The organism is Bordetella saccharivorans (assembly GCF_045862855.1).
GTDB classification, from domain to species: Bacteria; Pseudomonadota; Gammaproteobacteria; order Burkholderiales; family Burkholderiaceae_B; genus Bordetella_A; species Bordetella_A petrii_F.
The window spans coordinates 459,348-484,268 of record NZ_BAAFZO010000001.1 but is presented as its reverse complement, the minus strand read 5'-3'; the positions used below and the strand labels follow the sequence as shown (position 1 = coordinate 484,268).

The window sequence follows — 24,921 nt, the reverse complement described above, 5'->3', positions numbered from 1 at the left end:
CGGCGGAGCATAACACTTGACTGTATACAAAACAATATTCATCATATGTCTACACATTCGTGTGCAATCTGCCAGGCGAGCCTGGCCGGCAAGGCAGCTGGGAATCGTTTATTTCAACTGAAAATTCAAGGGGTTATATATGAAGCGCCGAGAGATGTTGAGTCATGCCGCCCTGCTGGGTGCCATCACGGCCGCCACCGCCGGGCTGCCCGCGCGCGCCTCCGCCCAGGCGGCGCCCGCCGCGCCCGCCGCCGGCTCCACCATGGAGCGGGTGCGCAAGGCGGGGGCCCTGCGCATGGGCGTGATCGTCGGGCAGGCGCCGTACTTCACCAAGAACCTGGCCGATGGCACTTGGTCCGGCGCCTGCCTGAGCATGGCCGCCGATATCGCCCGCATCCTCAACGTCAAGGTCGAGACGGTGGAAACCACCTGGGGCAACCAGATCCTCGATCTGCAATCGAACAAGATCGACCTGGCCTTCGCCGTGAATCCCACGCCGGAGCGGGCGCTGATGGTGGATTTCGCCACGCCCATCCTGGTGCATTCGTTCACCGCCGTCACGCGCAAGGGCTTTGCCAAGCCCGCCACCTGGCAGGACCTGAACAAGCCCGAGGTGCGCATTTCGGTGGACATGGGCTCGGCGCACGAACTGATCGCGCGCCGCTATGCGCCGCGCGCCAACATCCTGGCATTCAAGACGCGCGACGAGGCGGTGCTGGCGGTGGCCACCGGGCGCGCCGACTGCAATGTGGTGCTGGCTATCCTGGCGCTGCCCATGTTGAAGAAAAACCCGGCGCTGGGCGAGATCGGCATCCCGCGCCCGATCCTGACGCTGCCGACCAACATCGCCGTGCGCCGCGAGGCCGACCCGAGCTGGCGCGACTTCCTGAGCGTTTGGGCCGACTACAACCGCTCGATGGCGCAGACTCGCGAATGGTTCCTGCAGAGCCTGGCCGAGCTAGACGTGCAGGAAGACGACATCCCGCCCGAAGTGCAGTTCTGAGCGGGCCGCGCCATGGAGTACGCATGGAGTTTCGAGGCCCTGGCGCCCTATACCGGCCTGCTCTGGAAGGGGCTGTGGATCACCATCGTGTTCACCGTCACCACGGCGCTGGCCGGGCTCGTCATCGGGCTGGTCGCGGGCGTCTTGCGCACCAATGCGCCGCGCTGGGTCAACGTGCCGGTGGTGGCCTACATCGAGGTGTTCCGCTGCACCCCGCTGCTGGTGCAACTGGTCTGGATGTACTACGCGCTGCCGGTGCTGATCCAGGTGGAGATGTCGCCCGGCATGGCGTGCTTCCTGACGCTGTCGCTGTATGGCGGGGCCTTCTACGCCGAGATCTTCCGCGGCGGCATCGAGGCGGTCGAGCGCGGCCAGTGGGAGGCCGGCCGCGCGCTGGGCATGCGGCGCGGCCGCATTTTCCGGCGCCTGATCCTGCCGCAGGCGGTGCGGGTGATGATCCCGTCCTTCATCAACCAGACGGTGCTGCAGCTGAAGAACACCTCGCTGGTATCCACCGTGGCGGTGGGCGACCTGCTGTACCAGGGTTCGGTCATCACCGCCGCCATCTACCGGCCGCTGGAAACCTATACGGTGGTGGCGGTCGTGTATTTCGTGGTGCTGTTCCCGCTGACCCTGGGGGCGCAGCGCCTGGAAGCCCGCATGGGAGCGCATCGATGAACCCGGACACCCCCATCCTGCAGGCGGCCGCCATCCACAAGTCATTCGGCAGCCACCATGTCCTCAAGGGCGTGTCGCTGGACGTCGCCAAGGGCGAAGTGGTGACGCTGATCGGCGCCAGCGGCTCGGGCAAGTCGACCTTCCTGCGCTGCATGAACCTGCTGGAAATGCCCCAGTCGGGGCGCCTGGCGGTGGGCGCGCACGCCTTCGACTTCGACGCCGGCCACCGGCCGCCCGGCGACGCCAGCCTGGCGGCGCTGCGGCGCGACATCGGCATGGTGTTCCAGCACTTCAACCTGTTCCCGCACATGACAGTGCTGCAGAACGTCATCGAGGCGCCCATGCAGGTCAAGGGCATGAGCCGCGCCGAAGCGGGCGAGCTGGCGCGCGAATTGCTGGCCAAGGTGGGCCTGGCCGACAAGGTCGACGCCTATCCCAGCCGGCTGTCCGGCGGCCAGAAGCAGCGGGTCGCCATTGCCCGGGCGCTGGCCATGCGGCCCGCTGTCATGCTGTTCGACGAAGTGACCTCGGCGCTCGATCCCGAACTGGTGTCCGAGGTGCTGGGCGTCATCAAGGAACTGGCGGCCGACGGGATGACCATGGTATTGGTAACGCATGAGATGGCATTCGCGGCGGACGTGTCGGATCGGGTCGGCTTCATGCTGGACGGCGTCATGGCCGAGATCGGCACGCCGGCGGAGATCTTCCGCCAGCCGCGCAACGACCGCCTCAAGTCCTTCCTGCAGCGGTTCCACCATGGCCAGGCGGTCCATGCCGCCGGGCCCGCCTGAGGCCGCTTTCTGGTGCTTGCCATGACTTCCGCCCCGCCCGCCTCCCCGGCCCTGGTATACGACCGCATCAAGGCCATGGCCACCACCTTCCGGCTGCGGCCCGGCGAGCGCGTCAACGAACTCGAGCTGGCGCGCCAGCTCGGGGTCAGCCGCACGCCGGTGCGCGAGGCGCTGAACCGCATCGCGGCCGAGGGTTTCCTGGTGGCCACGCCCAACCGGGGCTACACGGTGCGGCCGCTCGACGCCAGGCAGCTGATGGCCTTGTACGAGTATCGCGCCACCGTCGAGCTGGGCGTGGTCCGGCTGGTCTGCGCGCGCGCCTCGGACCAGGCGCTGGCCGACCTGGCCGCGTCGGTGGCCGGCAGCCGCGACGAGGTCGACACCGACGCGCAGGCGCTCGACCTGCTGTGGCGCGACGAGGCGTTCCACGAACGCCTGGCGGCCTTGGCCGACAACCCCGAGTTCGTGCGGTCGGTGCGCTCCATCAATGAGCGGATCCGCTTCCCCCGCTGGATCGACCTGAAGGCGCGCCGCAGCCAGACCCGCAACGACCATCCCGATATCGTGCGCGCCCTGCAGGCGCGCGACGTGGCCGCGGTGCAGGCGCTGATGAGCCAGCACATCGACAAGCACCTCGACCACGTGGTCGAACTGACCCGCGCCGGCTACGCCGAGATCTACATGGGCAATGCCCTGGCGGACTATGCGGAATCGCGCCTGCTCGAGCCGGCCGCCGCGTCCGCTTCTTCCTGAGCTCTTTTGTTCCGAACCCTCACCCAGGATCCCTTCCACATGAAAGCTATCTTTGTCGATGCCAACCCCACTTTGTCGGCCGTGGCCGAGCGCCTGCACCGCGCCGACGACCTGCCGCTGACCATCAACCGCCAGCCCGACATCACGTCCGACCAGCTGCCGGGCGTGCTGGGCGACGCCGAGATCGCCATCATCGACCATACCCACCTGCCGACCGACATCGCGCGCCAGTGCGCCGGCCTGAAGCACGTGGTGTTCCTCGGCACCGGGCCGCGTTCGTACATGAATCCCGAGGAACTGGCCGAGGCCGGCATCCAGGTGCACATCATCAAGGGCTATGGCGACACCGCCGTGGCCGAATGCGCGTTCGCCCTGATGTGGGCCTCGGCCAAGGGCTTCGGCCGCATGGACCGCGGCATGCGCGCCGGCAACTGGCTGCGCTCGGACGGCGTGCAACTGACCGGCAAGACGCTCGGGCTGGTGGGCTTCGGCGGCATCGCGGCCGAGGTGGCGCGACTGGCTGGCGGCGCCGGCATGCAAGTGATCGCCTGGAACCGCAGCCCCAAGACGCATCCCGGCGTGCGCTTCGTCGAGCTGGACGAACTGCTGGCGCAGAGCCATGTGGTGTCCCTGCACCTGCTGCTGACCGACGAGACGCGCGGCATCATCTCGCGCGAGCGCATCGCCCGCATGCGCGACGGCGCCATCCTGGTCAACACGGCGCGCGGCGCGCTGGTCGACGAGGCGGCCATGATCGCGGCGCTGGAATCGGGCAAGCTGGGCCACGCCGGCCTGGACGTGTACGTCACCGAGCCCATGCCGAAGGACCACCCGCTGACGCGCCTGGACAACGTGACGCTGTCGGCGCATTCGGCTTTCCGCACGCCGGAGGCCAGCGACAACCTGATCCAGGCGGCGCTGAACCACTGCCGCCGCATCTCCGGCCAGGGGGTTCAGCAATGAGCGCCATCACCCGGCTGGACCAGAATGCCCGCCGCGCGCGCGCGGTGATCCACAACGGCACCGTGTACCTGGCGGGCCATACCGCCGACGACCGCGGCGCCGACGCGGCCGGCCAGACCCGCCAGGTGCTGGCCAAGGTGGACGAGATGCTGGCGGCCGCCGGCACCGACAAGTCCAAGGTGCTGAACGTGACGATCTGGCTCAAGAGCATGGCCGACTTCCAGGCCATGAATTCGGTCTACGATGCCTGGATCGTGCCCGGCCAGGCGCCGGCGCGCTGCTGCGGTGCCATCGAGCTGGCCGCGCCCGACATCCTGGTCGAGATCATGGTCACGGCCGCGCTGTAGGCGGCGCCGGCTTCTTTCACTGAACAAGGATCAACAGCAAGCATGTCTACCGATCAATCCCCGGCGCCCGCATTCCGGCGCGCCGGCCGCATCGCCCGCATCGCGGTGTCCGAGATCCTGCGCATCGGCGCGCAGGCCGCCCAGCTCAAGCGCGAAGGGCGCGATGTCATCGTGCTGGGGGCGGGCGAGCCCGACTTCGACACGCCGGACAACGTCAAGGAAGCCGCCATGCGCGCCATCCGCGCCGGCGAGACCAAGTACACCCTGCTCGACGGCACACTGGCCCTGAAGGCGGCCATCGCGCGCAAGTTCGAGCGCGACAATGGCCTGTCGTACCGCCTGGACGAGATCACGGTGGGCGCCGGCGCCAAGCAGGTCATCCACAACGCCCTGATGGCCACGCTGGACGAGGGCGACGAAGTGGTGGTGGGCGTGCCGTACTGGACCTCCTATGCCGACATGATCGCCATCGCCGGCGGCAAGACGGTGGAAGTGGCCTGCCGCGAAGACAACGGCTTCCGCATGGACCCGGCCGACCTGGAGCGCGCCATCACCCCGCGCACGCGCTGGGTCATGCTGAACTCGCCGTCCAACCCCACGGGGGCGGCCTATGGCGAGGCCGACTTGCGCGCGCTGGCCGACGTGCTGCTGCGCCACCCGCATGTCTGGCTGATCTGCGACGACATCTACGAGCACCTGGTCTACGGCGACTTCGCGTTCCGCACCATGGCGCAGGTGGAGCCGCGCCTGAAGGCGCGCACGCTGACCATCAACGGCCTGTCCAAGGCCTATGCCATGACCGGCTGGCGGATCGGCTACGCCGGCGGGCCGAAAGAGCTCATCGGCGCCATCGCGGTGGTGCAGAGCCAGAGCACTTCCAACCCGTGCTCGGTCAGCCAGGCGGCCGCCATCGAGGCGCTGGACGGCCCACAAGACGTGCTGGCCGAGCGCCGGCGGTCGTTCCAGGCGCGGCGCGACCTGGTGGTCGACGGGCTCAACGCCATCGACGGCCTGAGCTGCCGCCGGCCCGAAGGGGCGTTCTACACCTACGCCAGCTGCGCCGGCGTGCTGGGCCGCGCCACGCCCGGCGGCCGCAAACTGGAGACCGACGCCGACTTCTGCCAATATCTGCTGCACGAGCACGACGTTGCCGTCGTGCCGGGCACGGTATTCGGGCTGGCGCCGTACTTCCGCATCAGCTATGCCACCTCGCAGGCGCAGCTGCAGGCCGCCCTGGAACGGATCGGCCGGGCGGTGGCGCAACTGCGCTGATTTTCACAAACCGCCGCCCGCCACGGCGGGCGGCATATCGCAGCACCAACTTCACACAAGGGGAATAAACCATGTTGCGTATCCTGAGCATCGCCACCCTGGCCGCGGCCAGCCTGGCGGCCGCCGTGCCGGCCGCCGCGCAGGACAAATGGCCGTCGCGGCCCATCACGATCGTCGGCGGCTTCCCGAACGGATCCGGGGTCGACCTGTACGCCCGCAAGCTGGGCCAGGGCCTGACCGAAACGCTGGGGGTGCCCGTGGTCGTCGAAGCCCGCACCGGGGCGGGCGGCAATGTGGCGTCGGACGTGGTGTCGCGCGCGGCGCCCGACGGCTATACGTTCCTGTTCGGCACGGCCGGCACGCATGCCATCAACGCCGCGCTGTACAAGAGCCTGAGCTTCGACGTATGGGACGACTTCAGCCATATCGCGCTGCTGGGCGACGTGCCCAACGTGCTGCTGGTCAACCCGAAGAAGCACCCGGATATCAAGACTTGCAAGGACCTGATCGCGCTGGCGCGCAAGAATCCCGGCAAGATGAATTACTCGTCCACCGGCAACGGCACCTCCGGCCACCTGGCCGGCGCGCAATTCACCAACCAGGCCAAGGTGCAGATCATGCACGTGCCTTATCGCGGGCAGGGCCCGGCCATGACGGCGCTGCTGTCGGGCGAGGTCGATTTCTTCTTCAACCAGAGCGCGCCCAGCATCGCCGCCGTGCAGTCCGGCCAGGTGATCGCCCTGGGCGTCACCACCTCGAAGCCGCTCGAAGCCCTGTCCGGCGTGCCCACGGTGGCCGAGGGCTGCGGCCTGCCGGGCTATGAAAGCAGCACCTGGTATGGCCTGTTCGGCCCCGCCAAGCTGCCGGCCGATATCCAGAAGCGATTCAGCGACGCCGTCATCAAGGAAATGTCCAAGCCCGAGTTCCAGCGCTGGCTGATCGACTCGCAGGGCATCACCCCGCCGGCCGATCCCAGCCCCGCGGCCTTCGAGCGCGTGCACAAGGCCGACATCAAGCGCTGGGCGGAAGTGGTCAAGCAGTCGGGCGCGCGGGTGGACTGACCGCCGCGGCCGGCTAAGAAAAGGTGTCTGACACCCCCGGGGCGAGACCGCGTGCTGGCGCACAGTGCCGGATGGGGTGTCAGATACCTGTGGCAGTGTCGCAGGCAAGGTGTCTGACACCCCCTGGCGAGACCGCGTGCTGGCGCACAGTGCCGCATGGGGTGTCAGACACCTGTGGCAGTGTCGCAGGGAGGGTGTCTGACACCCCCTGGCGAGACCGCGTGCTGGCGCACAGTGCCGCATGGGGTGTCAGACACCTGTGGCAGTGTCGCAGGGAAGGTGTCTGACACCCCCTGGCGAGACCGCGTGCTGGCGCACAGTGCCGCATGGGGTGTCAGACACCTTGTATCTTGGGCGCAGTGGTGATTAGCTATCCCCACTAGCGGATCTGGTGAGCTTGTTCAGACACCGAAGGCTTGAGACTTTCTCCTACAGATTAAGCGCCGGATCCTCCCTCTGAGAGCCGACTGGACACTGGACGGTAGCGAAGGGCTTGGAGACCCTGGATGTACAAGGCAAGTGGGCGCAGTGGGCTTGGAGGCAGCGTCAATAGGAGTCCAAGTCTATGTTTTTTCTGGGAATTGATGTTTCAAAGGCGAAGCTGGATTGCGCGCTGTTGAGCGCCGAAGGGACCAAGCGCAAGACCAAGGTGGTGCCCAATACGGCGGCCGGGGTGCGGCTGTTGCTGGGTTGGTGCGCCAAGCAGGGCGCGCAGCCCGAGCAGTTGCATGCCGTGCTTGAGCCGACCGGGCCGTATCACGAGCAGGCCGGCACCGCGCTGCACGATGCGGGGGTGACGGTGTCGATGATCAACCCGGCGCAGGCTCGCGATTTTGCGGGTGCGCTGGCGGTGCGCTCGAAGACCGATGGAATCGATAGCTACGTGCTGGCACGCTATGGCCAGGTGCTGCGTCCGTCGGCCTGGCAGCCTGCGCCGCTGCACGCGCGGCAGTTGCGCGCGCTGCTGGCTCGGCGCGAGGCGCTGGTTCAGGATTTGCAGCGAGAACTCAACCGCCAGGAGAAGGCCCAGTTCGGCCGCTCGCCGCAACTGGTGACGGGCTCGATCAGCGAGAGCGTGGCGTTCTTGCGCGAGCAGCTCAAGCGCCTGGAGCGTGCGATCGACGACCATATCGATCGTCATCCGGACCTGAAAGAAGATCGCGAGCTGTTGACCAGCATCCCGGCCATCGGCCCGCAAACAGGCAATGCCATCCTGTCGATCATGCACAACCGGCGTATCGACTCGCCAGGGGCGTTGGCCGCTTACCTGGGTGTGGTGCCGGTGCAGCGCCAGTCCGGGACCAGCCTGTGCGGCCGAGCGCGGCTGTCCAAGGCCGGCCCGGCTCAGGTGCGGGCCATTCTCTACATGGCTGCCATCGTGGCCGTGCGGCGTAATCCGCACGTGCAGCAGCTCTATGCCCGCTTGCTCAAGGCCGGCAAAAGCAAGATGGCCGCGCTGGGCGCGGCCATGCGAAAGCTCACTCACTTGTGCTTCGGCGTGCTCAAAAACCGCACCCCCTACCGCAGTGACTACGCTTTAAATGCTTGACTGCCGAGACGGTATCTGCAGAGACGCCTGCGGGCCTGCCGGCCCACGGCCGGCTGCGGCGGTCAGCCGAGCATGACCACCGCCACGGTGAGCAGGCCCAGCGCCAGGTTGATGCCCACCCAGGTCTTGATGGCGCCCATCGCGGCGCCGGCGGCGGGCCATTGCCCGGCCTGGGCCGCGCGCGCCAGGCGCGGGTACAGGATGTAGCGGACGTGGCCGAAGATGGCGGTCATGAGCAGGCCCAGCACCGCCATCGCCATCCAGGACGGCGGCATGTGGAAATTGCCGCCCGACTCGGCCGCCTGGCGCGCCGAGCGGCCGACCATCCAGGCCCCGCTGGCCAGGGCCGCCACCACCGCCCACAAGACGGCGTTCAGGAAGCGGCCCAGCACGTCCTGCATCAGGCGCAGCCGCTGCGGCGGTTCCAGCGCCGCGACCGCCGGCCGCAGGAAACAGTACGCGAAGATCATGCCGCCGACCCAGACGATGATGGCCAGCAGGTGCGCGAACTTCAGGACGTTGTAGAACATGGCGATTCCCGGAAGCGGCGGCGCCGGGAGCGCGCCGCCCAGCCCCGATGATATCGCCGCGGCCCCGAAATCGACATAAACTGGAGCATGCGCCGGCGGCAGGAGGGCCGCCGTTGATTGACTTTTTTCATAGGTTGCAGGCCATGCCCAGTTTCGACGTGGTTTCCGAAGTGGACAAACACGAACTCAGCAACGCGGTCGACCAGGCCAATCGCGAACTGGCCACCCGCTTCGATTTCAAGGGTACCGACGCCAGGTTCGAGCTCGAGGGCTTCGTGGTCACCCAGACCGCCCCCAGCGCTTTCCAGCTCAAGCAGATGCTCGACATCCTGCGCGGCCGCCTGTCGGCGCGCGGCATCGACGTGCGCTGCCTGGAAGTCGCCGATCCGCTCGAGAACCTGGGCGGGGCGCGCCAGAAGATCACCGTGCGCCAGGGCATCGAGCAGCCGGTGGCCAAGAAGCTGATCGCCGCCGTCAAGGCCGCCAAGCTCAAGGTGGAAACCCAGATCAACGGCGACAAGCTGCGCGTCAGCGGCAAAAAGCGCGACGACCTGCAAGAGGTCATCGCCCTGCTGCGCAAGACCGACGTGGACCTGCCCCTGCAGTACCAGAACTTCCGCGACTGAGCCGGCCGGATGGAATAAGTCGGGCAGGGCGGACGTCTGTAGCAGTGCCGTATCCCTTTTTCAGGAGCCCACCATGACCATCCGTATCGCCACCGCACGCCACGCCGCCGTCCTGGCGGCCTGCGCCCTGTTCGCCGCCGCCGCCCATGCCCAGGCGCCCGTCAAGACCCAGGACGGCATGCTGGTCGACCCGTCCGGCATGACCCTCTATACCTTCGACAAGGACAGCGCCGGCAAGAGCGTGTGCAACGACCAGTGCGCCAAGGCCTGGCCGCCGCTGGCCGCCTCGGCCGACGCCAAGGCGCAAGGCGACTACAGCATCGTCACGCGCGACGACGGCTCGAAGCAGTGGGCCTACCGGGGCAAGCCGCTGTACCTGTTCGTCAAGGACGCCAAGCCCGGCGACAAGCAGGGCGACAACGTCAAGGAAGTCTGGCATATCGTCAAGCCCTGAGCCCGGGCGGCCGCCCGCATGCGCGCCGACGACGAGGCGCTGATCGTCGCCTGCATCCCCAGCCTGCGGCGCTACGCCCGCGGGCTGACGGGCGACCGCGAGCGCGCCGACGACTTGGTGCAGGACACGCTCGAACGCGCCTGGAGCCGCTTCTCGCGCTGGCAGCGGCGCGGCGAGCTGCGGGCCTGGATGTTCGGCATCATGCACAACCAGTTCATCGACGGCTTGCGCGCGCAGCGCCGCCAGGCCGACTGGCAGGCCGACGCCGACCTGGACGGGATCCCCGTGCGGGCCACCCAGGCCGACGGCCTGGAAGTGCGCGACCTGGATCGCTGCCTGCAGCAATTGCCGCCCGACCTGCGCGCCGTGATCCTGCTGGTGAGCGTCGAGGAGTTCAGCTATCGCGAGGCGGCGCTGGCGCTCGACGTGCCGATCGGCACGGTCATGTCGCGCCTGTCGCGGGCACGCGAGCGGCTGGCCGCGCTGTTGGCGGGACGGCCGGCGGCCGCGCTCATCCACCGGGTCAAATGACATGAACGACAAGACGCTGCACGCCATGTCCGGCCCGGGCGCGCCGATCACCGAGGCCGACCTGCATGCCTATGCCGACGGCCAGTTGCCCGCCGAACGCGTGGCGGAAGTGGCGGCCTGGCTGGAGCAGCACGCCGAGGCGCGGGCCCGCGTGCAGGCCTGGCGCGAACAGAACCGGCGCCTTCGCGAATGGCTCGGCCCGGTGGCCGACGAGCCCTTGCCGCTGCGGTTGCCGCTGGCCCCGCCCAGGGGACGGCGCCGCTGGCCGGCGCTGGCGGCGAGCGTGGCGCTGGCCCTGTGCAGCGCCGCCGCGGCATGGCTGGCGCGCGGCGAGCTGGACCGCCGGGCCGCGCTGGCCGCCTCGCCGCCAGCGGCCGTGGCGGCCGCCGGCGCGGGCTTCGCGCACCGTGCCGCCGTGGCCCATGCGGTGTACGCCGCCGACGCGCGGCGGCCGGTGGAGATCGGCGCCGACCAGGAACAGGCGCTGGTCACCTGGCTGACCAAGCGGCTGGGCGCCCCGGTCCGGGCGCCGGCGCTGGCGCGGGCCGGGTATGCGCTGGTGGGCGGCCGCCTGCTGCCTGGCGGGCAGGGGCCGGTGGCGCAATTCATGTACGCCTCGGCCGACGGGCGCCGCCTGACCCTGTATGTCACCCGTGAAGCCGCCGGCGCCCAGACCGCCTTCCAGTTTGCCCAGGACGGGCCGGTGCGGGTGTTCTATTGGGTCGACGGCCAGTTCGGCTACGCGCTGTCGGGCGAGGTGGAGCGCGGCGAGCTGATGCGTGTGTCCACCGAGGTCTACCGGCAGCTGGATGGCCGCCCGGCGGGCTGAGCCGCGCGGCTCAGGGCCGCCAGGCCAGCAGCGTGTCGACCAGCGCGCGCAGCACGCCGATCAGCGGTTCGGCGCGCTGCGGGTCCCAATGGTAGGGCTCGGCCTCGGTCATGTAGGCCTCGAGCGCCATTTCCAGTTGCAGCGCGTGATAGCCGTCTTGCGGCCGGCCGTAATGGCGGGTGATCCAGCCGCCCTTGAAACGGCCGTTGACCACCTGGGTGAACGCCGGCGCGGCCGCCAGCACGCGCGCCGCCGCGTCCTGCAGCGAGGCGGCGCAGCTCGCGCCGTCGGCCGTGCCCAGGTTCAGGTCGGGCAGGCGACCCTCGAAGAAGCGCGCGCAGCGCGAGATGATCGAATGGCCGTCCAGCAGCACCACGTAGCCGTGCCGCGCGTGCACGCGGTCCAGTTCGGCCCGCAGCTGCGCATGGTAGGGGTCGAAGTAGGCACGCCGGCGGGCCGCCACGTCGAGCAGCGGGTCGGCCGCCGCGCCGTCGCGCCAGACCGGGCCGCCGTCGAAGCGGCCGGTGGGGCACAGTTCGGTGTTCGAGGCGCCCGGATACAGCGCGGCGCCTTCGGGATCGCGGTTCAGGTCGACCACATAGCGCGAATGGGTGGCGGCCATCAGCGTCACGCCGCGGGCGCGCGCGAAATCGTACAGGCGGTCCACATGCCAGTCGGTATCCGGCACGCCCAGTGCCTGCGCGGTCATGAGCGGGCGCAATTCGGTGGGCACCCAGGTGCCGACGTGCGGGATGTTGATGACGAGCGGCGCGTCGCCGCGGGCGAGGGTATAAAGCGTGGTCATGCTTGCAGGTGTTGCGGTGAAAGGAAGCGGGATGGCGGGCAGCCCTGGACTGGCCGGCGCGCCTTTTAGAAGGCACAGGCCCTAGACCGAGCGGGTGATGCCCCCGTCGATGCGGATGTTCTGCCCGGTGATGTAGCTGGACCGGTCCGAGGCCAGGAAGGCGATCAGCTCGGCGACCTCGTCGGCGCGGCCGTAGCGGCCCATGGGAATGCGCCGGCGACGGTCGTCTTTCTCGGGCAGGCTGTCGATGAAGCCGGGCAGCACGTTGTTCATGCGGATATTGTCGGCGGCGTAGTCGTCGGCATAGACCTTGGCAAAGGCCGCCAGGCCGGCGCGGAACACTCCCGAGGTGGGGAACAGCGCTTCCGGCTCGAAGGTGGCGTAGGTGGAGATATTCACGATCGCGCCGGCGCGCTGCCGCTGCATGATGGGCGTGACCAGTCGCGCGATGCGCACTACGTTCAGCAGGTAGTACTCCATGCCGAGCTGCCAGTCGGTGTCGGGGATGTCCAGCAGCTTGCCCTTCGGGCCGTGGCCGGCGCTGTTGACCACCGCGTCGATGCGGCCCCACCGCTGCATGGCGCCGTCGACCAGCCGGGCGATGTCGTCCGGCACCAGGTTCGAGCCGGTCACGCCCAATCCGCCCAGTTCGGCGGCCAGCGCCTCGCCCTTGCCCGACGACGACAGGATGGCGACCTGGAAGCCGTCCTCGGCCAGCTTGCGCGCCGCCGCGGCGCCCATGCCGCTGCCACCGGCGGTGATCAGCGCGACTTTCTGATTGGACATGTCAGCTCCTGTAGAGAAAATGGGGAAGCAGGCCGGGACGCGGCCGGCCGGTGGGTGCCATCATAAACCCGCGTCAATCCGGCTGGCGGGGCGGCGTGGGCCGGCTGCCCGCCGTGATGCCGGCCGAGGCCGCCACGATGGCCGCCACGGCCGCCCACTGCATGAGCGTCAGCGCCTCGCCCAGGAACACCAGCCCCGACAGCGCGGCGAACACCGGCTCCAGGCTGAGCAGCGTGCCGAAGGTGCGCACCGGCATGCGGGCCAGCACGGTGATCTCCAGCGCGTAGGGCAGCGAGCTGGACAGGATCGCCACGCCGATGGCCAGCGGCAGGATAGCGGGCGCGAACATGCCCGGCCCGGCGTGCGCCAGGCCGAACGGCAGCACCGCCACGGCCGCCACGCAGGCCGCCAGCGCCACGCTGTGCGTGCCGTGGCGCAGCGCGGCGCGCCGGCCGAACACGATGTACAGCGCCCAACACAGGCCGGCGGCCAGCGCATAGGCCATGCCGGCCGGGTCGAGCGTGCGGATGTCGGCGCCGTGCGGGACCAGCAGCAACAGGCCGGCCGCCGCCAGCGCGATCCAGCCGAAGTCGGCCAGCCGCCGCGAGGCAAGCAGTGCCACGGCCAGCGGGCCGGTGAACTCCAGCGCCACCGCGATGCCCAGCGGGATGGTGCGCAGCGACAGGTAGAACAGCAGGTTCATGGCGCCGAGCGCCAGCCCGTAGGCCACGATCAGGCGCCATCCCGAGGGCGCCAGGCGGATGCGCCACGGCCGGAAATAGGCCAGCAGCATCAACGCCGAAAACAGCAGGCGCAGTGCCGCGGTGCCGGGCGCGCCGACCGCCGGGAACAGGCTCTTGGCCAGCGCCGCACCGCCCTGCATGGAGACCATGGCGATCATCAGCAGGACGACGGGGTAGAGCGGCGAGGAAAGGCGGGAGGCGGAGGTGGGCATGCTGCGCGGGCGGCCGCAGAAGGCGGCTGGCCTGCCATTCTACGGCAGGCGCGCCGGGCGATTGCGATCCGGCGCGCGCAGGAGTAGGCTTTGGCCCCTGTCAACAGCCGCCCATCATGAACGCCTCGCCTCCCGCCGGCCCCGACGCCGCCGCTCTCGCTTCCCCGCCCACTTCCTGGGCGCTCTTCAAGGGTTTCTTCTGGCTCGGGCTGAGCGCCTTCGGCGGCGCCCTGCCGCTGGCCCGCCACATGGTGGTCGAGAAGAACCGCTGGCTGTCGCCAGAGGACTTCACCGAGCTGCTGGGGCTGTGCCAGTTCCTGCCGGGCGGCAACATCATCAACATGTCGGTGGCGCTCGGCATGAAGTTCCGCGGCCCCAAGGGGGCGTTCGCGGCGCTGATGGGGCTGATCGCCGCGCCTTCGCTCATCGTGATTTCGCTGGGCATGGTGTACCAGCGCTATGCCGACGACCCGCGCATCCAGCATTTGTTCGCCGGCCTGGCCGCCGCGGCCGCCGGCTTGCTGATTTCGATGGCGGTGAAGATCGCGCGGCCGCTGCGCGGCAAATGGGCCGGCATCGCGGTGGCGCTGGCGTGCTTCGTCGCCATCGCCGTGCTGCGCCTGCCGCTCTTGCCGACCATGCTGGTGCTGACGCCGCTCAGCATCTTCCTGACCTGGAGGACGACGCGATGACGCCGGTGCTGATTTCGCTGCTGGCGATCTTCACCCAGTTGTCGGTCCTGGCCTTCGGCGGCGGCAACACCATCCTGCCCGAAATGCAGCGGCAGGTGGTCGAAGTGCACCAATGGATGTCGGCCGCCGACTTCAGCGCGCTGTTCGCGCTGAGCCAGGCCGCGCCGGGCCCCAACCTGATGATCGTGACGCTGGTGGGCTGGCACGTGGCCGGCTGGCAAGGCGCGCTGGTCACTTCCATCGCCAAGTTCGGCCCGTCCTCGGTGCTGGCCGTCATCGCGCTGGGGCTGTGGGAGCGCTTCAAGGACAAGCCCTGGCGCCGCGTGGTGCAGGCCGGCATCTTTCCCATGACCGCCGGGCTGATGGCCGCCAGCGCGGCGCTCATCACCGAGGCCTCGGTGCACACCTGGGTGCTGGGCGGCATCACGGCGCTGGTGGCGCTGGCCACGCTGTACACCCGCGTGCATCCGCTGTGGATGCTGCTGGTGGGCGCGCTGATCGGCCTCACCGGCATCGGCCAGCCCTGAACGGCGCCTGCCCCGCCGCCAACCACTCAAAGGCCCGTCCATGTCGGATTCCTTCACCCCTCCCAGCTATGGCAACGCGCCGGACGTCACCTGGTCCACTGCCGATCTATGCGACGCGGCCTTGCGCGACCCCGCCTGCGGGCTGCGCGTGCTGCCGCCCGTGTACCGCTCCTATGGCGGCCGCGAGTGGTACTTCGGGCAGGTGCAGGTCGTCGCGGCGCCCGGTCCCGACGGGGCGCTGTCGCTGGCCGGCGTGCTGGCCGGCCCCGGGGCGGGGCGCGTACTGGTGGTGGATGCGCTGGGCAACGCGGCGCATGCCGTCTTCGGCGACCGCATGGCCTGCATGGCGGTGCAGAATGGCTGGAGCGGCGTGCTGGTCCACGGCTACGTGCGCGACACCGCCACGCTGGCGCGGTTGCCGCTCGGCGTGCATGCCCTGGGCGCCATGCCGAACCGGCCGGCCGCCATGGCGCCCGCGCTGCCGCGCGACGCCGTCACCTTGCATGGGCTGGACGTGCGCGACGGCGACTGGGCCTACGTCGACACCGACGGCATCGTGCTGATGGCGCGGCGCCACACCGCGCAGGCGCCCGCGTCCTGAGGCGTCAGGGCGCGTGGCGGGCGCGCAGTTCGGCGTACGACAGCAGTTCGCCGGCCAGCGCGCTGGCCATCACGGTGGGCGGGCTGGCCAGCCATACACTGCCCGGGCCCGAGCGGCCGGGGAAATTGCGGTTGATGGCGCTCACGGTTATCTGCTCGGGCGCGGTCGAGGAGCCCGGCCCGCAATTGGCGCAGGCGCCGCACGACGGCTGGAGGATGCGCGCGCCGATGGCGGCGAAGGTGCGGTGATAGCCGCGCGCCACGCAGTAATCGCGCACGGCCGTGGTGCCGTATTGCAGGTACAGTGTCACGCCCGGCGGCAGGCGCAGGCCGCGCGCCAGCGCCCAGGCCAGCACCTCGTGGTAGTGGTCGAAGTCCTCGCGCTTGCCGGCCGTGCAGGAGCCGCCATACGCGATGTCGACCCGGGGCCGGTCCCGCAGCTGCGCCAGCGGCACGCCGTTGCCGGGGTCGCCCGGCGCCGCGACCATGGGCGACAGCGCGGCGCAATCGACGCGCAGCCGCGCCGCGTAGGCGGCGTCCGGATCGCTGCGCATCCAGGGTTCGAGCGTCATCGCCACGCCGCGCCGCTCGCGCAGGAAGCGCAGGGTCTGCTGGTCCGGCGCCACGATGCCGGTCAGGCCGCCCAGCTCGGCCGTCATGTTGGTCAGGGTGGCCCGTTCGTCGATGGACATCGCTTCGACGGCCTCGCCGACGAACTCGAAGACTTTGCCGACGCCCGCGCCGGCGCGGATCTCGGGCAGGGCCAGCAGGTGCAGCACCACGTCCTTGGCCGTCACGCCGGGCGGCAGCGTGCCGGCGAGCTCCACGCGCAGCGAGGCGGGCAGGGCCAGCCGGACCGCGCCGGTGACGAAGGCGTTGGCCATGTCGGTCGTGCCCACGCCGAACGCCACGCAGCCCAGGGCGCCGCTGTGCGGCGTGTGCGAGTCGGTGCCCACCACGATCTGGCCCGGCAGCGCATAGTGCTCGGTCATCATGGCGTGCGAAATGCCCGCGGCATTGCCGCCGGCGTCGCGCGCGGCCTCGGCCTCGGTCAGCGTGCGGTGCTGCCGCAGGCTGTGGGCCCGGACGAAGTCCCTCTGCGCCTGGCACATGGCACGCACCTGCGGGACGATGCCCATGCGGACGTGATTGGGGCTTTCTTCCACGTACGAGGTGTGGTCCTCGAACACGACGATGCGGGCCGGATCCGCCAGGCGCGGCTGCCGGCCGAAGCGCCCGCGCAGCAGGTGCGCCGCCATGCCGGTGTAGTACTCGTGGATGAAGCGCCAGTCGGCCTGGATGAACACGCCGTCGCCCTGGCCGGGATCGGCCGGCGTGACCGGGGTCGCCAGCAGGTGGCGCCGCACGATTTTCTCGAACAGGGTGCGCGGCGGCTCTGCCGCCGCTGACGCGCGCGGCGCCAGCGCGGGCTGTCCGCCATGCAGCTCGGCCTGGCCGAAGGCCAGCAGGCCGCCGGCGCGCACGATGGTGGCCGCCAGCGCGTCGCGTCCGGCGACCAGTTCGTCCACGGCGATGGCCTCGCCGCGCCGCAGGCGCTCGACCAGCCCCAGGTCGGTGCTGGTGTACAGCCCGATGTTGTCGGCGTTCTGCCGGTAGATGCGCTCGAAGCTCTCGGCGATCACCAGCCGCACGCCGGCCGATTTTTCCGCCATGGGGCTGTGCTCGCGCGATGAGCCCTTGCCATAGCGCTTGCCCGCCACGATCACGTTGATGCCCGCCTGCCGGATGGCGTCCACCCCGATGGGGCGTGCGCCGCCGACCAGCAGGCCGGTATAGGGATAGCGGCCCAGCTGCTCGTCGAAATGCGTCATGATCGGCAGCGGCGTGATCTCGTCGGTCGAGATATCGTCGCGCAGCGGCGCGGCGTCGCACAGGGCCAGCGCCTGGCCGGCCAGCTGCGCCGCGATGCGGGCGGGGTCGCGCGACAGCAACAGCAGCCGCGCCGGTTCGTCTACGGAAAAAATCTCGCTCATGGGGTGCCGTGGTTATTCGGGGGCGATGCCCGCGGCGCTCACCAGGGTCCTGGTCCTGGCGATCTCCGCGGCCAGCGTGTCGTCGGCCTGGCGGGTGCTGCTGCCCAGCGAAACAAAGCCCTGCGGTCCGAGCGTGCCGGTCACCTGGGGCGCGCGCATGGTTTGCTGCGTCGCCGCCTGCAATTGGCGCACGATATCGGCCGGCAGGCGGGCTGGGCCGATCAGGGCGATCCAGGCATCGTAGGAATAATCCCGCACGCCGGACTCGTCCAGCGTCGGCACGCCGGGCAGGACCGGCACGCGCTGCGGCGTGCTGACGGCCAGGGCGCGCAGCTGGCCGGCCTGGATCTGCGCCACCGCCGAAGGCACCGCCAGGAACGCCGTCTGGACTTGTCCCGACATGACATCGGTGATGAGCGCATTGCCGCCCCGGTAGGGGATGTGCATCATGTCGATGCCCGCCTTGGCCTTCAGCAGCTCGCCCGCCAGGTGCAGCACGCTGCCGGTGCCCGACGAACCGTAATTGATCTTGCCGGGCTGCGCCCGCGCGGCTTGCAGCAGGTCGCCGATGCTGCGATACGGCGAGTCCTGCGCCACTACCAGCACCAGCGGCGTCGTGCCGATGATGGAGATCGGGGTGACGTCGCGCACCGCGTCGTAGGGCATGCTGCGATACAGGCTCGGGTTGATGGCGTGGTTGGACGACACCATGCCCAGCGTGTAGCCGTCCGGCCGGGCCGACACCAGCTGGCGCGTGCCCGGGATGCCAGCGGCTCCGGACAGGTTCTCGACGATCAGCGCCTGGCCCAGTTCCTTGCCCAGGCTCTCGGCGACGACCCGCGCCACCACATCGGCGGTCGAGCCGGGCGAGGTCGGCACGATCAAGCGGATGGCGCGCTCGGGGTAGCCGGCGGCCAGCGCCGGCAGTGCCTGGCCCAGGGCGCCGAGGGCGAGCATGCAGCCCGCCAGGAATCTGGCTGTGGTCATTGCGTTGTCTCCATTGCTCTCGTGGCGGGGTCTGCGCGCCCACGCCTGGGTTGGCAATATAGAGAGTCGCCGCGGTGCGCCGAAGTACCGTTTCGGCACACCGGCCGCCGCGAAACGCGGCATCAGGGCTGCTGGGTCAGGAAGCGCACCAGCGCCCCGGCCGTGGCCGACAGCTGGGCCGCGCCGGAATGCACGATGCAGATCTCGCGCTGCGCCCAGGCATCGGCCAGCGGCCGCACCGCGACATCGAGCGCCTGCAAATAGAGTTCGGCCACTTGTTGCGGCATGATCGCGATGCCCAGCCCCGCATGCGCCATGCGGCACAAGGCGTCCAGGCTCGCCACGCGGATCTTCACGGCCAGCGTGGTGTCCAGCGCCTGCGCCTGGGCGGCCAGCAACTGCGTCAGCGCGCTGTTCTCGCGCAGGCCGACGAACGTCTCCTGGGCGATATCGCGCAGGCTGAGCTGGCGTGCCGCCGCCTTGGGATGGCCGGCCGGCAGCATGACGGCCAGCCGGTCGCGGCGATACGGCAGCAGCTCCAGCCCCTGCGCGCCGGCGATCCGGTTGCAGATGCCGAAGTCGGCGGCCCGTTCGCGCACCAGGCGTAGCACGTCGGGGCTGTGCTGCTCTTCGAGGTCGATGTCGACTTCGGGGAACAGGCGCTGGAAGGCGGCCAGGTCTTCGGGCAGGAACTGCACGATGGCCGACAGGTTGGCTACCACGCGCACGTGGCCTTTCACGCCGGCGTACAGCCGCGACAGCTCGGCACCCATGGCCTCGACGTCGCCGATGATCCGGCGGGCGTGGCGCAACACCGTCTGGCCGGCCGGCGTGATGGCGACCCCGCGCGTGTGCCGCGTAATCAACGGCAGCCCCACCAGCGATTCCATGTCGGCGATGCGGCGGCTGACGGCGGAATGCGCGATGAACTCGCGCTCCGCTGCGCGCGCGATGCTGTTCTCCTGGCAGACGGTGACGAACAGGCGCAGCGTGGTGAAGTCGAGTTTGCGGAGGATGTTTTCCATGGCGGGCCCCTGCCGGCGACCGGTAGCGGGCCATCGTACTACAGGGCGGCGCGCCGGCCGGATGCCAAGGCGCGCCGCCCGCGCGGCCTCAGGCCGCCAGGCTGGCCGGCGGCTCGCCGCGATAGCGCCGCAGCAGCGCGGCCCGGCGCGCCTGCGCCCGGCCGATGCTGCGTTCCTTTACATGCCCGTAGCCGCGTATGGTGTCGGGCAACGTCGCCAGCTCGCGCGCCACGTCGCGGTTGTCCGCGCGCAGCGTGCCGGCGAACTCCGCCGCCAGCTCCAGGTAGTCCTCCATCAGCCGGCGTTCCAGGCGCCGCTCGGCGGTCTGTCCGAACAGGTCGAGCCGGGTGCCCCGCAGGCGCTTGAGCGGCGCGAGCGCGCGGAACGCATACTCGATCCATGGCCCGAACGCGCGCTTGCGCGGCTTGCCCTGGGCGTCGCGCCGCGCCAGCAACGGCGGCGCCAGATAGTAGGTCAGGCGGTAGTCGCGGCCCGGTTCGCCCTCGAACTGCTCGCGCAGGCCGTTCTTGAACGCGGGGTCGGCATGCAGGCGCGCGACTTCGTACTCGTCCTTGTAGCTCATCAGCCGGGCCAGGTTGCGGGCCACCGCCAGCGTGACCTCCAGCCGGCCCGCGCCGGGCAACTGCGCCTCGCGCGCGCGCACCGCCTCGACGGCGGCGCGGTAGCGCGCCGCATGGGCCTCGTCCTGGTAGGCGCGCAGGTGGGCCGACAGGCGCCGCACCAGCGCGTCGAGCGATTCCGGCATGGCCACCACGCGCGCCGGCGCCGCCGGCAGCAGCGACGCCGCGCCCCAATGCGCCGCCTGGCGGCCGATCTCGAACGCCGCCAGGTTCTTTTCCACCGCGACCCCGTTCAGGACGATGGCGCGGCGCAGGCTGTCGCAGGCCAGCGGCAGGCCGCCCTGCTGCCAGGCGTAGCCGAGCAGCAGCGGGTTGGCGTAGATGGCGTCGCCCAGCAGGGTCTCGGCCAGCCGGCCGGCGTCGATGAAGTCGCAATGGCCGCCGGTGCTTCGGCGCAGCGCCTGCTCCGCCTGCGCGCCGGGAAAGCGCCAGGCCGGCTGCGCCAGGAAGCTCGCCGTGGGCGCGGCGGTGCTGTTGACCACCGCCCTGCCATGCTCGGGCCGCAGCCGCGACAGCACTTCGGGCGATGCCGCGGTCAAGGCGTCGCAGCCGATCACCAGGTCGGCCTCGCCCACCGCGACGCGCGTGGCGTACAGGTCTTCGGGACGGTTGGCGAGCTGCACGTGGCTGTGTACCGCCCCGCCTTTCTGGGCCAGGCCCGCCATGTCCAGCACCGTGACGCCCTTGCCCTCGATGTGCGCGGCGGCGCCCAGCAGCGCGCCGATGGTGACCACGCCGGTGCCGCCCACGCCGGCCACCACCAGCCGGTAGGCGCCGCCCGCCTCGATGGCGGCGGGCGGCGGCAGCGGCGTCGCGGCCGGCTCGGCCGTGCCGGAGACCCCGCGCGCCTTGCGCACGACCGCGCCCTCGGCCGTGACGAAGCTCGGGCAGAAGCCGTCCACGCAGGCATAGTCGCTGTTGCAGGAGGATTGGTTGATGCGCCGCTTGGTGCCCATCGGCGTATCGAGCGGCTCAACCGACAGGCAGTTGGACTGCACCGAGCAGTCGCCGCAGCCCTCGCACACCGCCGGGTTGATGTAGGCGCGGCGCGGCGCCGCCGGATACGTTCCACGCTTGCGGCGACGGCGCTTCTCGGTGGCACAGGTCTGGTCGTAGATGAGCACGGTGGTGGCCGCGATCTCGCGCAGTTCGCGCTGCACCGCGTCGAGCGCGCTGCGGTGATGGACCGCCACGCCGGCGGGCAGGGCCGGCCCGCGCGCGTACTTGTCCGGCTCGTCGGTCACCACGACGACCCGCGCCACGCCTTCGGCCCGCACCTGCGCGGCGATCTGCGGCACGGTCAGCACCCCGTCCACCGGCTGGCCGCCCGTCATGGCCACCGCGTCGTTGTAGAGGATCTTGTAGGTGATGGGCGCGCGCGCCGCCACTGCCGCGCGGATCGCCAGCAGGCCCGAATGGAAGTAGGTGCCGTCGCCCAGGTTGGCGAAGATGTGGCGTTCCGTGGTGAAGTCCTTCTGGCCCAGCCAGGCCACGCCTTCGCCGCCCATCTGGCTGAAGGTGTCGGTATTGCGGTCCATCCACATCGCCATGTAGTGGCAGCCGATGCCCGCCACCGCGCGCGAGCCTTCCGGCACCCGCGTGGAAGTGTTGTGCGGGCATCCGGAGCAGAACCACGGCTGGCGCTCCTCGGCCAGGACCGGCCGCGCCGCCTCGCGTTCTTTCGCGTCGATCACCGCCAGGCGCGCCGCGATGCGGGCGCGCAGCGCCGCCGGCAGGCCGGCCTTGTCGAGCCGCGCCGCGATGGCGCGCGCGATCAGCGCGGGCGACAGTTCATGGCGCGCCGGCAGCAGCCAGCCGCCGCGCGGGGTGGACCATTCGCCGCCGCCGTTGTCGCGCTCGTCGAATTTGCCGTACACGCGCGGCCGCACATCGTCGCGCCAGTTGTAGAGCTCTTCCTTGAGGGCATATTCGAGGATCTGGCGTTTTTCCTCGACGACCAGGATCTCCTTCAGGCCGGTGGCGAAGGCGCGCGCGTCCTGCGCGTCAAGCGGCCAGATGCAGCCCACCTTCATGAGCCGGATACCCGCCGCCCGGCAGGCCGCCTCGTCCAGGCCCAGGTCGTTGAGCGCCTGGCGCACGTCCAGGTAGGCCTTGCCCGCCGTCATGATGCCGAAATGCGCCGTCGGGCTGTCCAGCACCACCCGGTTCAGCCGGTTGGCGCGCACGTAGGCCAGCGCCGCATACCACTTGTGGTCCAGCAGCCGCGCTTCCTGGGCCAGCGGCGTATCCGGCCAGCGGATGTTCAGGCCGCCATCGGGCAGCAGCTCGTCTGGCAGGACCACGCGCACGCGCGCGGGGTCGACTTCCACCGAGGCGCTCGATTCGACCACGTCGGTCACGCACTTCATGGCCACCCACAAGCCGGTGTAGCGGCTCATGGCCCAGCCGTGCAGCCCGTAGTCCAGGTATTCCTGGACGTTCGAGGGATACAGCACCGGAATGCCGCTGGCGATCAGCACGTGCTCCGACTGGTGCGCCACCGACGAGGATTTGGCCGCATGGTCGTCGCCGGCCAGCAGCAGCACGCCGCCGTGGGGCGCGGTGCCGGCCGAATTGGCGTGCTTGAGCACGTCGATGGAGCGGTCCACGCCGGGCCCCTTGCCGTACCACATGCCGAATACGCCGTCGCGCGTGGCGCCGGGGAACAGGTTGAGCTGCTGGGTGCCCCAGACCGCGGTGGCGGCCAGGTCCTCGTTCAGGCCCGGCTGGAACACCACGTCGTGTGCCTGCAAGTGGTGCTTGGCTTTCCACAGCGCCAGGTCCAGCCCGCCCAGGGGCGAACCCCGGTAGCCTGATATGTAGCCGGCGGTATTGAGTCCGGCCAGGCGGTCGCGCGACCGCTGCAGCAGCGGCAGTTTGACCAGCGCCTGGGTGCCGCTCAGGTAGATGCGGCCGGTGTCCAGGGTGTATTTGTCGTCCAGGGCGGGGGCGGGCAGGCCGGCCGCGCCGGCGGGGAAGGGGGCGTTCACGCGTGTCTCCTCGTGGCCGGATGAGTGTTTTTTCCGGCAGTGTAGAGAGCCGCCTGGTTATCGTATATTCATATATTCAGCTAGCAGGTATGTGAAAAATATATGACCAAGGATGTCACGCTGCGCCAGTTGCGCTACTTCGTCGCGGCGGCCCGCACAGGCCGCCTGTCGATGGCCGCCACCGACGAGCACGTGTCCCAGTCGGCGGTCACCAACGCCATCCTGGCGCTGGAAGGGCAATTGGGCGTGCGGCTGTTCGACCGCCATCCGCACGGCGTCACCCTGACGCCGGAGGGCCACAATTTCCACCAGCGCGCCCGCGAAGTGCTGGACACGCTCGACGACGCCCTGCGCGAGCCCGGCTTCCAGCGCTACGCGCTGCGCGGCTCGGTGCGCATCGCGGCGTCGTATACGGTGCTGGGCTATTTCCTGCCCGAACTGCTGGCGCGTTTCCGCAAGCGCTATCCGGACGTGGTGCTGGACCTGGTCGACATGGACCGCCCGGCCATCGAAGCCGCCGTGGCCAGCGGCGAGGTGGAGCTGGGCGTGGCCCTGGTGTCCAACATGGACAGGCGTGCCCGCTTCGGCCACCACGTGCTGGTGCGCTCGCGGCGCCAGTTATGGGCGGCGGCCGGGCACCCGCTGCTGGCGCGGCCGGCGCCCACCCTGGCGGACATCGCGGCATGCCCGTACATCCTGCTGGAGATGGACGAGGGCGAGCGCTCCACGCTGGCGTATTGGCAACGGCACGGCCTGCGGCCCGACATCGCTTTCCGCACTCGTTCGATGGAAGCCTTGCGCGGCCTGGTAGCGCACGGCTTCGGGGTGACCGTGCTATCGGACATGGTGTACCGGCCGTGGTCGCTGGAGGGCAAGAAGATCGAGGCAGTGCCGATCGCCGATGCTGTGCCGCCCATGGAAGCAGGCTTGATCTGGCATCCGCGCGCGGCGCTGGCCAGGCCGGCCGAAGCGGTGCGGCAATTCATGATCCATGCGTGTGGGTGGCAGTGACTTTGGGCCTTGGAGGGTGGGTTTTCTAATGGCGTCGTGGTGGGAGGCGGAGAGCCGGCGGGGCTTCCGGGGCCGTCCGGGCGCCCTGCGCGCCCGGCGCCGCTTCGTCAACCTCGTCGCTACGCTCCTTCGGTTTCCCTCGCTCGGCCCCGAGGCGCCCCGCCGGCTCTCCGCCTCCCGCCACGACTCGCACCGGTTGCAAACCGCCACGCCGCCGGGGTCGACCGCGTGCTGGCCCTTCGTCGCTGCGTCGGGGGACAAGAAGAACGTCTCGTGGGGCCGCGTCTGCAAGCCGCCCTGCGCGGCTTGCAGACGCATTCGTGCGGTGGCGCGGGGAGAGGGCTGAGTGCGTGTGTGGATCTTGACCCAACTGTTCCGATGCGCCGCGTATTGCGGAGGCCACCGATAAGGCTCGCAGACAATATCGGAGGGAGCGCCGATACTCCGCCACAACAACAACACAAAATCCGATCCGCCCCCGCCATTCCGAGCCTGAATGCGAATCCGGGCCGCGCAGGGCG

General features: G+C 70.0%; 25 protein-coding genes. 17 read left to right on the top strand and 8 right to left on the bottom strand.

Annotated features, from left to right (window positions below; genetic code table 11):
- Positions 1 to 139 precede the first annotated feature (139 nt).
- The 9 genes from ACKTT0_RS02305 to ACKTT0_RS02265 all read left to right on the top strand — a co-directional run bounded on the left by ACKTT0_RS02305 (position 140) and on the right by ACKTT0_RS02265 (position 8,417).
- A complete protein-coding gene (locus tag ACKTT0_RS02305; RefSeq protein WP_407847765.1) occupies positions 140 to 1,003 on the top strand; it encodes a transporter substrate-binding domain-containing protein in 864 nt (287 codons plus the stop codon).
- Between the two features lie 12 nt (positions 1,004 to 1,015).
- The gene (locus ACKTT0_RS02300; RefSeq protein ID WP_407847763.1) at positions 1,016 to 1,681 is read left to right on the top strand and encodes an amino acid ABC transporter permease; all 666 of its coding nucleotides are present in this window, start codon (positions 1,016 to 1,018) and stop codon (positions 1,679 to 1,681) included.
- Positions 1,678 to 2,472 (top strand): amino acid ABC transporter ATP-binding protein, encoded by a 795-nt coding sequence (locus ACKTT0_RS02295; RefSeq protein ID WP_407847761.1) that lies wholly within the window; start codon positions 1,678 to 1,680, stop codon positions 2,470 to 2,472. The genes ACKTT0_RS02300 and ACKTT0_RS02295 overlap by 4 nt, the downstream gene beginning before the upstream one ends.
- A 21-nt stretch (positions 2,473 to 2,493) precedes the next feature.
- The gene (locus tag ACKTT0_RS02290; protein ID WP_407847759.1) at positions 2,494 to 3,225 is read left to right on the top strand and encodes a GntR family transcriptional regulator; all 732 of its coding nucleotides are present in this window, start codon (positions 2,494 to 2,496) and stop codon (positions 3,223 to 3,225) included.
- 39 nt (positions 3,226 to 3,264) lie between these two features.
- Entirely contained in the window at positions 3,265 to 4,188 is a 924-nt protein-coding gene (locus ACKTT0_RS02285; RefSeq protein ID WP_407847757.1) for an NAD(P)-dependent oxidoreductase, read from the top strand.
- A complete protein-coding gene (locus ACKTT0_RS02280) occupies positions 4,185 to 4,535 on the top strand; it encodes a RidA family protein (RefSeq protein WP_407847756.1) in 351 nt (116 codons plus the stop codon). The genes ACKTT0_RS02285 and ACKTT0_RS02280 overlap by 4 nt, the downstream gene beginning before the upstream one ends.
- A gap of 42 nt (positions 4,536 to 4,577) precedes the next feature.
- A complete protein-coding gene (locus ACKTT0_RS02275) occupies positions 4,578 to 5,807 on the top strand; it encodes a pyridoxal phosphate-dependent aminotransferase (RefSeq protein ID WP_407847754.1) in 1,230 nt (409 codons plus the stop codon).
- 71 nt (positions 5,808 to 5,878) lie between these two features.
- Positions 5,879 to 6,868, top strand: a complete 990-nt coding sequence (locus ACKTT0_RS02270) for a Bug family tripartite tricarboxylate transporter substrate binding protein (RefSeq protein ID WP_407847752.1) — start codon at positions 5,879 to 5,881, stop codon at positions 6,866 to 6,868.
- 565 nt (positions 6,869 to 7,433) lie between these two features.
- Positions 7,434 to 8,417, top strand: a complete 984-nt coding sequence (locus ACKTT0_RS02265) for an IS110 family RNA-guided transposase (RefSeq protein WP_407847750.1) — start codon at positions 7,434 to 7,436, stop codon at positions 8,415 to 8,417.
- Positions 8,418 to 8,479: 62 nt separating this feature from the next.
- Here ACKTT0_RS02265 and ACKTT0_RS02260 read toward each other — a convergent pair whose 3' ends face one another.
- A complete protein-coding gene (locus ACKTT0_RS02260; RefSeq protein WP_407847749.1) occupies positions 8,480 to 8,947 on the bottom strand; it encodes a CopD family protein in 468 nt (155 codons plus the stop codon).
- A 143-nt stretch (positions 8,948 to 9,090) separates the two neighbouring features.
- Here ACKTT0_RS02260 and ACKTT0_RS02255 point away from each other — a divergent pair, with 143 nt between their 5' ends.
- From ACKTT0_RS02255 to ACKTT0_RS02240, 4 genes are all read left to right on the top strand, one after another.
- A complete protein-coding gene (locus tag ACKTT0_RS02255; protein WP_407847747.1) occupies positions 9,091 to 9,573 on the top strand; it encodes a YajQ family cyclic di-GMP-binding protein in 483 nt (160 codons plus the stop codon).
- A gap of 73 nt (positions 9,574 to 9,646) precedes the next feature.
- Positions 9,647 to 10,027 (top strand): COG4315 family predicted lipoprotein, encoded by a 381-nt coding sequence (locus ACKTT0_RS02250; protein ID WP_407847745.1) that lies wholly within the window; start codon positions 9,647 to 9,649, stop codon positions 10,025 to 10,027.
- An 18-nt stretch (positions 10,028 to 10,045) separates the two neighbouring features.
- On the top strand, positions 10,046 to 10,558 hold the full coding sequence (locus tag ACKTT0_RS02245) for an RNA polymerase sigma factor (protein WP_407847743.1): 513 nt from the start codon (positions 10,046 to 10,048) through the stop codon (positions 10,556 to 10,558).
- Position 10,559: 1 nt separating this feature from the next.
- Positions 10,560 to 11,387 (top strand): anti-sigma factor family protein, encoded by an 828-nt coding sequence (locus tag ACKTT0_RS02240; protein WP_407847742.1) that lies wholly within the window; start codon positions 10,560 to 10,562, stop codon positions 11,385 to 11,387.
- 10 nt (positions 11,388 to 11,397) lie between these two features.
- On the opposite strand, the gene hutG is transcribed toward ACKTT0_RS02240, so the two are convergent.
- From hutG to ACKTT0_RS02225, 3 genes are all read right to left on the bottom strand, one after another.
- The gene (gene hutG / locus ACKTT0_RS02235) at positions 11,398 to 12,192 is read right to left on the bottom strand and encodes an N-formylglutamate deformylase (protein ID WP_407847741.1); all 795 of its coding nucleotides are present in this window, start codon (positions 12,190 to 12,192) and stop codon (positions 11,398 to 11,400) included.
- An 81-nt stretch (positions 12,193 to 12,273) separates the two neighbouring features.
- Positions 12,274 to 12,978 (bottom strand): SDR family oxidoreductase, encoded by a 705-nt coding sequence (locus ACKTT0_RS02230; protein WP_407847739.1) that lies wholly within the window; start codon positions 12,976 to 12,978, stop codon positions 12,274 to 12,276.
- Positions 12,979 to 13,051: 73 nt separating this feature from the next.
- Positions 13,052 to 13,870 (bottom strand): EamA family transporter, encoded by an 819-nt coding sequence (locus ACKTT0_RS02225; protein ID WP_407852372.1) that lies wholly within the window; start codon positions 13,868 to 13,870, stop codon positions 13,052 to 13,054.
- Between the two features lie 179 nt (positions 13,871 to 14,049).
- On the opposite strand from ACKTT0_RS02225, the gene ACKTT0_RS02220 reads away from it, so the two are divergent.
- Genes ACKTT0_RS02220 through ACKTT0_RS02210 form a run of 3 tightly spaced genes read left to right on the top strand, consistent with a single transcriptional unit; the run spans position 14,050 to position 15,753 of the window.
- Entirely contained in the window at positions 14,050 to 14,625 is a 576-nt protein-coding gene (locus ACKTT0_RS02220) for a chromate transporter (RefSeq protein WP_407847738.1), read from the top strand.
- Positions 14,622 to 15,152, top strand: coding sequence for a chromate transporter (locus ACKTT0_RS02215; protein ID WP_407847736.1), 531 nt, complete (start codon positions 14,622 to 14,624; stop codon positions 15,150 to 15,152). Before ACKTT0_RS02220 ends, ACKTT0_RS02215 begins: the two co-directional genes overlap by 4 nt.
- 40 nt (positions 15,153 to 15,192) lie before the next feature.
- Positions 15,193 to 15,753 (top strand): RraA family protein, encoded by a 561-nt coding sequence (locus ACKTT0_RS02210; protein ID WP_407847734.1) that lies wholly within the window; start codon positions 15,193 to 15,195, stop codon positions 15,751 to 15,753.
- A gap of 4 nt (positions 15,754 to 15,757) precedes the next feature.
- On the opposite strand, the gene ACKTT0_RS02205 is transcribed toward ACKTT0_RS02210, so the two are convergent.
- The 4 genes from ACKTT0_RS02205 to ACKTT0_RS02190 all read right to left on the bottom strand — a co-directional run bounded on the left by ACKTT0_RS02205 (position 15,758) and on the right by ACKTT0_RS02190 (position 23,389).
- Positions 15,758 to 17,746 (bottom strand): aconitase family protein, encoded by a 1,989-nt coding sequence (locus ACKTT0_RS02205; RefSeq protein ID WP_407847732.1) that lies wholly within the window; start codon positions 17,744 to 17,746, stop codon positions 15,758 to 15,760.
- A gap of 12 nt (positions 17,747 to 17,758) precedes the next feature.
- Complete coding sequence (locus ACKTT0_RS02200; protein WP_407847731.1) at positions 17,759 to 18,733, bottom strand: Bug family tripartite tricarboxylate transporter substrate binding protein; 975 nt, start codon at positions 18,731 to 18,733, stop codon at positions 17,759 to 17,761.
- Positions 18,734 to 18,855: 122 nt separating this feature from the next.
- Positions 18,856 to 19,758 (bottom strand): LysR substrate-binding domain-containing protein, encoded by a 903-nt coding sequence (locus ACKTT0_RS02195; protein WP_407847730.1) that lies wholly within the window; start codon positions 19,756 to 19,758, stop codon positions 18,856 to 18,858.
- An 88-nt stretch (positions 19,759 to 19,846) separates the two neighbouring features.
- A complete protein-coding gene (locus ACKTT0_RS02190) occupies positions 19,847 to 23,389 on the bottom strand; it encodes an indolepyruvate ferredoxin oxidoreductase family protein (RefSeq protein WP_407847728.1) in 3,543 nt (1,180 codons plus the stop codon).
- 102 nt (positions 23,390 to 23,491) lie between these two features.
- Here ACKTT0_RS02190 and ACKTT0_RS02185 point away from each other — a divergent pair, with 102 nt between their 5' ends.
- Entirely contained in the window at positions 23,492 to 24,400 is a 909-nt protein-coding gene (locus tag ACKTT0_RS02185) for a LysR substrate-binding domain-containing protein (RefSeq protein WP_407847727.1), read from the top strand.
- Positions 24,401 to 24,921 lie beyond the last annotated feature (521 nt).

Coding starts and splice junctions, on each gene's coding strand:
- ACKTT0_RS02285 (WP_407847757.1), top strand. CDS start 3,265: ATGAAAGCTATCTTTGTCGATGCCAACCCCACTTTGTCGGCCGTGGCC.
- ACKTT0_RS02210 (WP_407847734.1), top strand. CDS start 15,193: ATGTCGGATTCCTTCACCCCTCCCAGCTATGGCAACGCGCCGGACGTC.
- ACKTT0_RS02265 (WP_407847750.1), top strand. CDS start 7,434: ATGTTTTTTCTGGGAATTGATGTTTCAAAGGCGAAGCTGGATTGCGCG.
- ACKTT0_RS02275 (WP_407847754.1), top strand. CDS start 4,578: ATGTCTACCGATCAATCCCCGGCGCCCGCATTCCGGCGCGCCGGCCGC.
- ACKTT0_RS02280 (WP_407847756.1), top strand. CDS start 4,185: ATGAGCGCCATCACCCGGCTGGACCAGAATGCCCGCCGCGCGCGCGCG.
- ACKTT0_RS02200 (WP_407847731.1), bottom strand. CDS start 18,733: ATGACCACAGCCAGATTCCTGGCGGGCTGCATGCTCGCCCTCGGCGCC.
- ACKTT0_RS02205 (WP_407847732.1), bottom strand. CDS start 17,746: ATGAGCGAGATTTTTTCCGTAGACGAACCGGCGCGGCTGCTGTTGCTG.
- ACKTT0_RS02295 (WP_407847761.1), top strand. CDS start 1,678: ATGAACCCGGACACCCCCATCCTGCAGGCGGCCGCCATCCACAAGTCA.
- ACKTT0_RS02250 (WP_407847745.1), top strand. CDS start 9,647: ATGACCATCCGTATCGCCACCGCACGCCACGCCGCCGTCCTGGCGGCC.
- ACKTT0_RS02215 (WP_407847736.1), top strand. CDS start 14,622: ATGACGCCGGTGCTGATTTCGCTGCTGGCGATCTTCACCCAGTTGTCG.
- ACKTT0_RS02255 (WP_407847747.1), top strand. CDS start 9,091: ATGCCCAGTTTCGACGTGGTTTCCGAAGTGGACAAACACGAACTCAGC.
- ACKTT0_RS02270 (WP_407847752.1), top strand. CDS start 5,879: ATGTTGCGTATCCTGAGCATCGCCACCCTGGCCGCGGCCAGCCTGGCG.
- hutG (WP_407847741.1), bottom strand. CDS start 12,192: ATGACCACGCTTTATACCCTCGCCCGCGGCGACGCGCCGCTCGTCATC.
- ACKTT0_RS02300 (WP_407847763.1), top strand. CDS start 1,016: ATGGAGTACGCATGGAGTTTCGAGGCCCTGGCGCCCTATACCGGCCTG.
- ACKTT0_RS02240 (WP_407847742.1), top strand. CDS start 10,560: ATGAACGACAAGACGCTGCACGCCATGTCCGGCCCGGGCGCGCCGATC.
- ACKTT0_RS02185 (WP_407847727.1), top strand. CDS start 23,492: ATGACCAAGGATGTCACGCTGCGCCAGTTGCGCTACTTCGTCGCGGCG.
- ACKTT0_RS02290 (WP_407847759.1), top strand. CDS start 2,494: ATGACTTCCGCCCCGCCCGCCTCCCCGGCCCTGGTATACGACCGCATC.
- ACKTT0_RS02245 (WP_407847743.1), top strand. CDS start 10,046: ATGCGCGCCGACGACGAGGCGCTGATCGTCGCCTGCATCCCCAGCCTG.
- ACKTT0_RS02220 (WP_407847738.1), top strand. CDS start 14,050: ATGAACGCCTCGCCTCCCGCCGGCCCCGACGCCGCCGCTCTCGCTTCC.
- ACKTT0_RS02195 (WP_407847730.1), bottom strand. CDS start 19,758: ATGGAAAACATCCTCCGCAAACTCGACTTCACCACGCTGCGCCTGTTC.
- ACKTT0_RS02305 (WP_407847765.1), top strand. CDS start 140: ATGAAGCGCCGAGAGATGTTGAGTCATGCCGCCCTGCTGGGTGCCATC.
- ACKTT0_RS02260 (WP_407847749.1), bottom strand. CDS start 8,947: ATGTTCTACAACGTCCTGAAGTTCGCGCACCTGCTGGCCATCATCGTC.
- ACKTT0_RS02225 (WP_407852372.1), bottom strand. CDS start 13,870: ATGGTCTCCATGCAGGGCGGTGCGGCGCTGGCCAAGAGCCTGTTCCCG.
- ACKTT0_RS02230 (WP_407847739.1), bottom strand. CDS start 12,978: ATGTCCAATCAGAAAGTCGCGCTGATCACCGCCGGTGGCAGCGGCATG.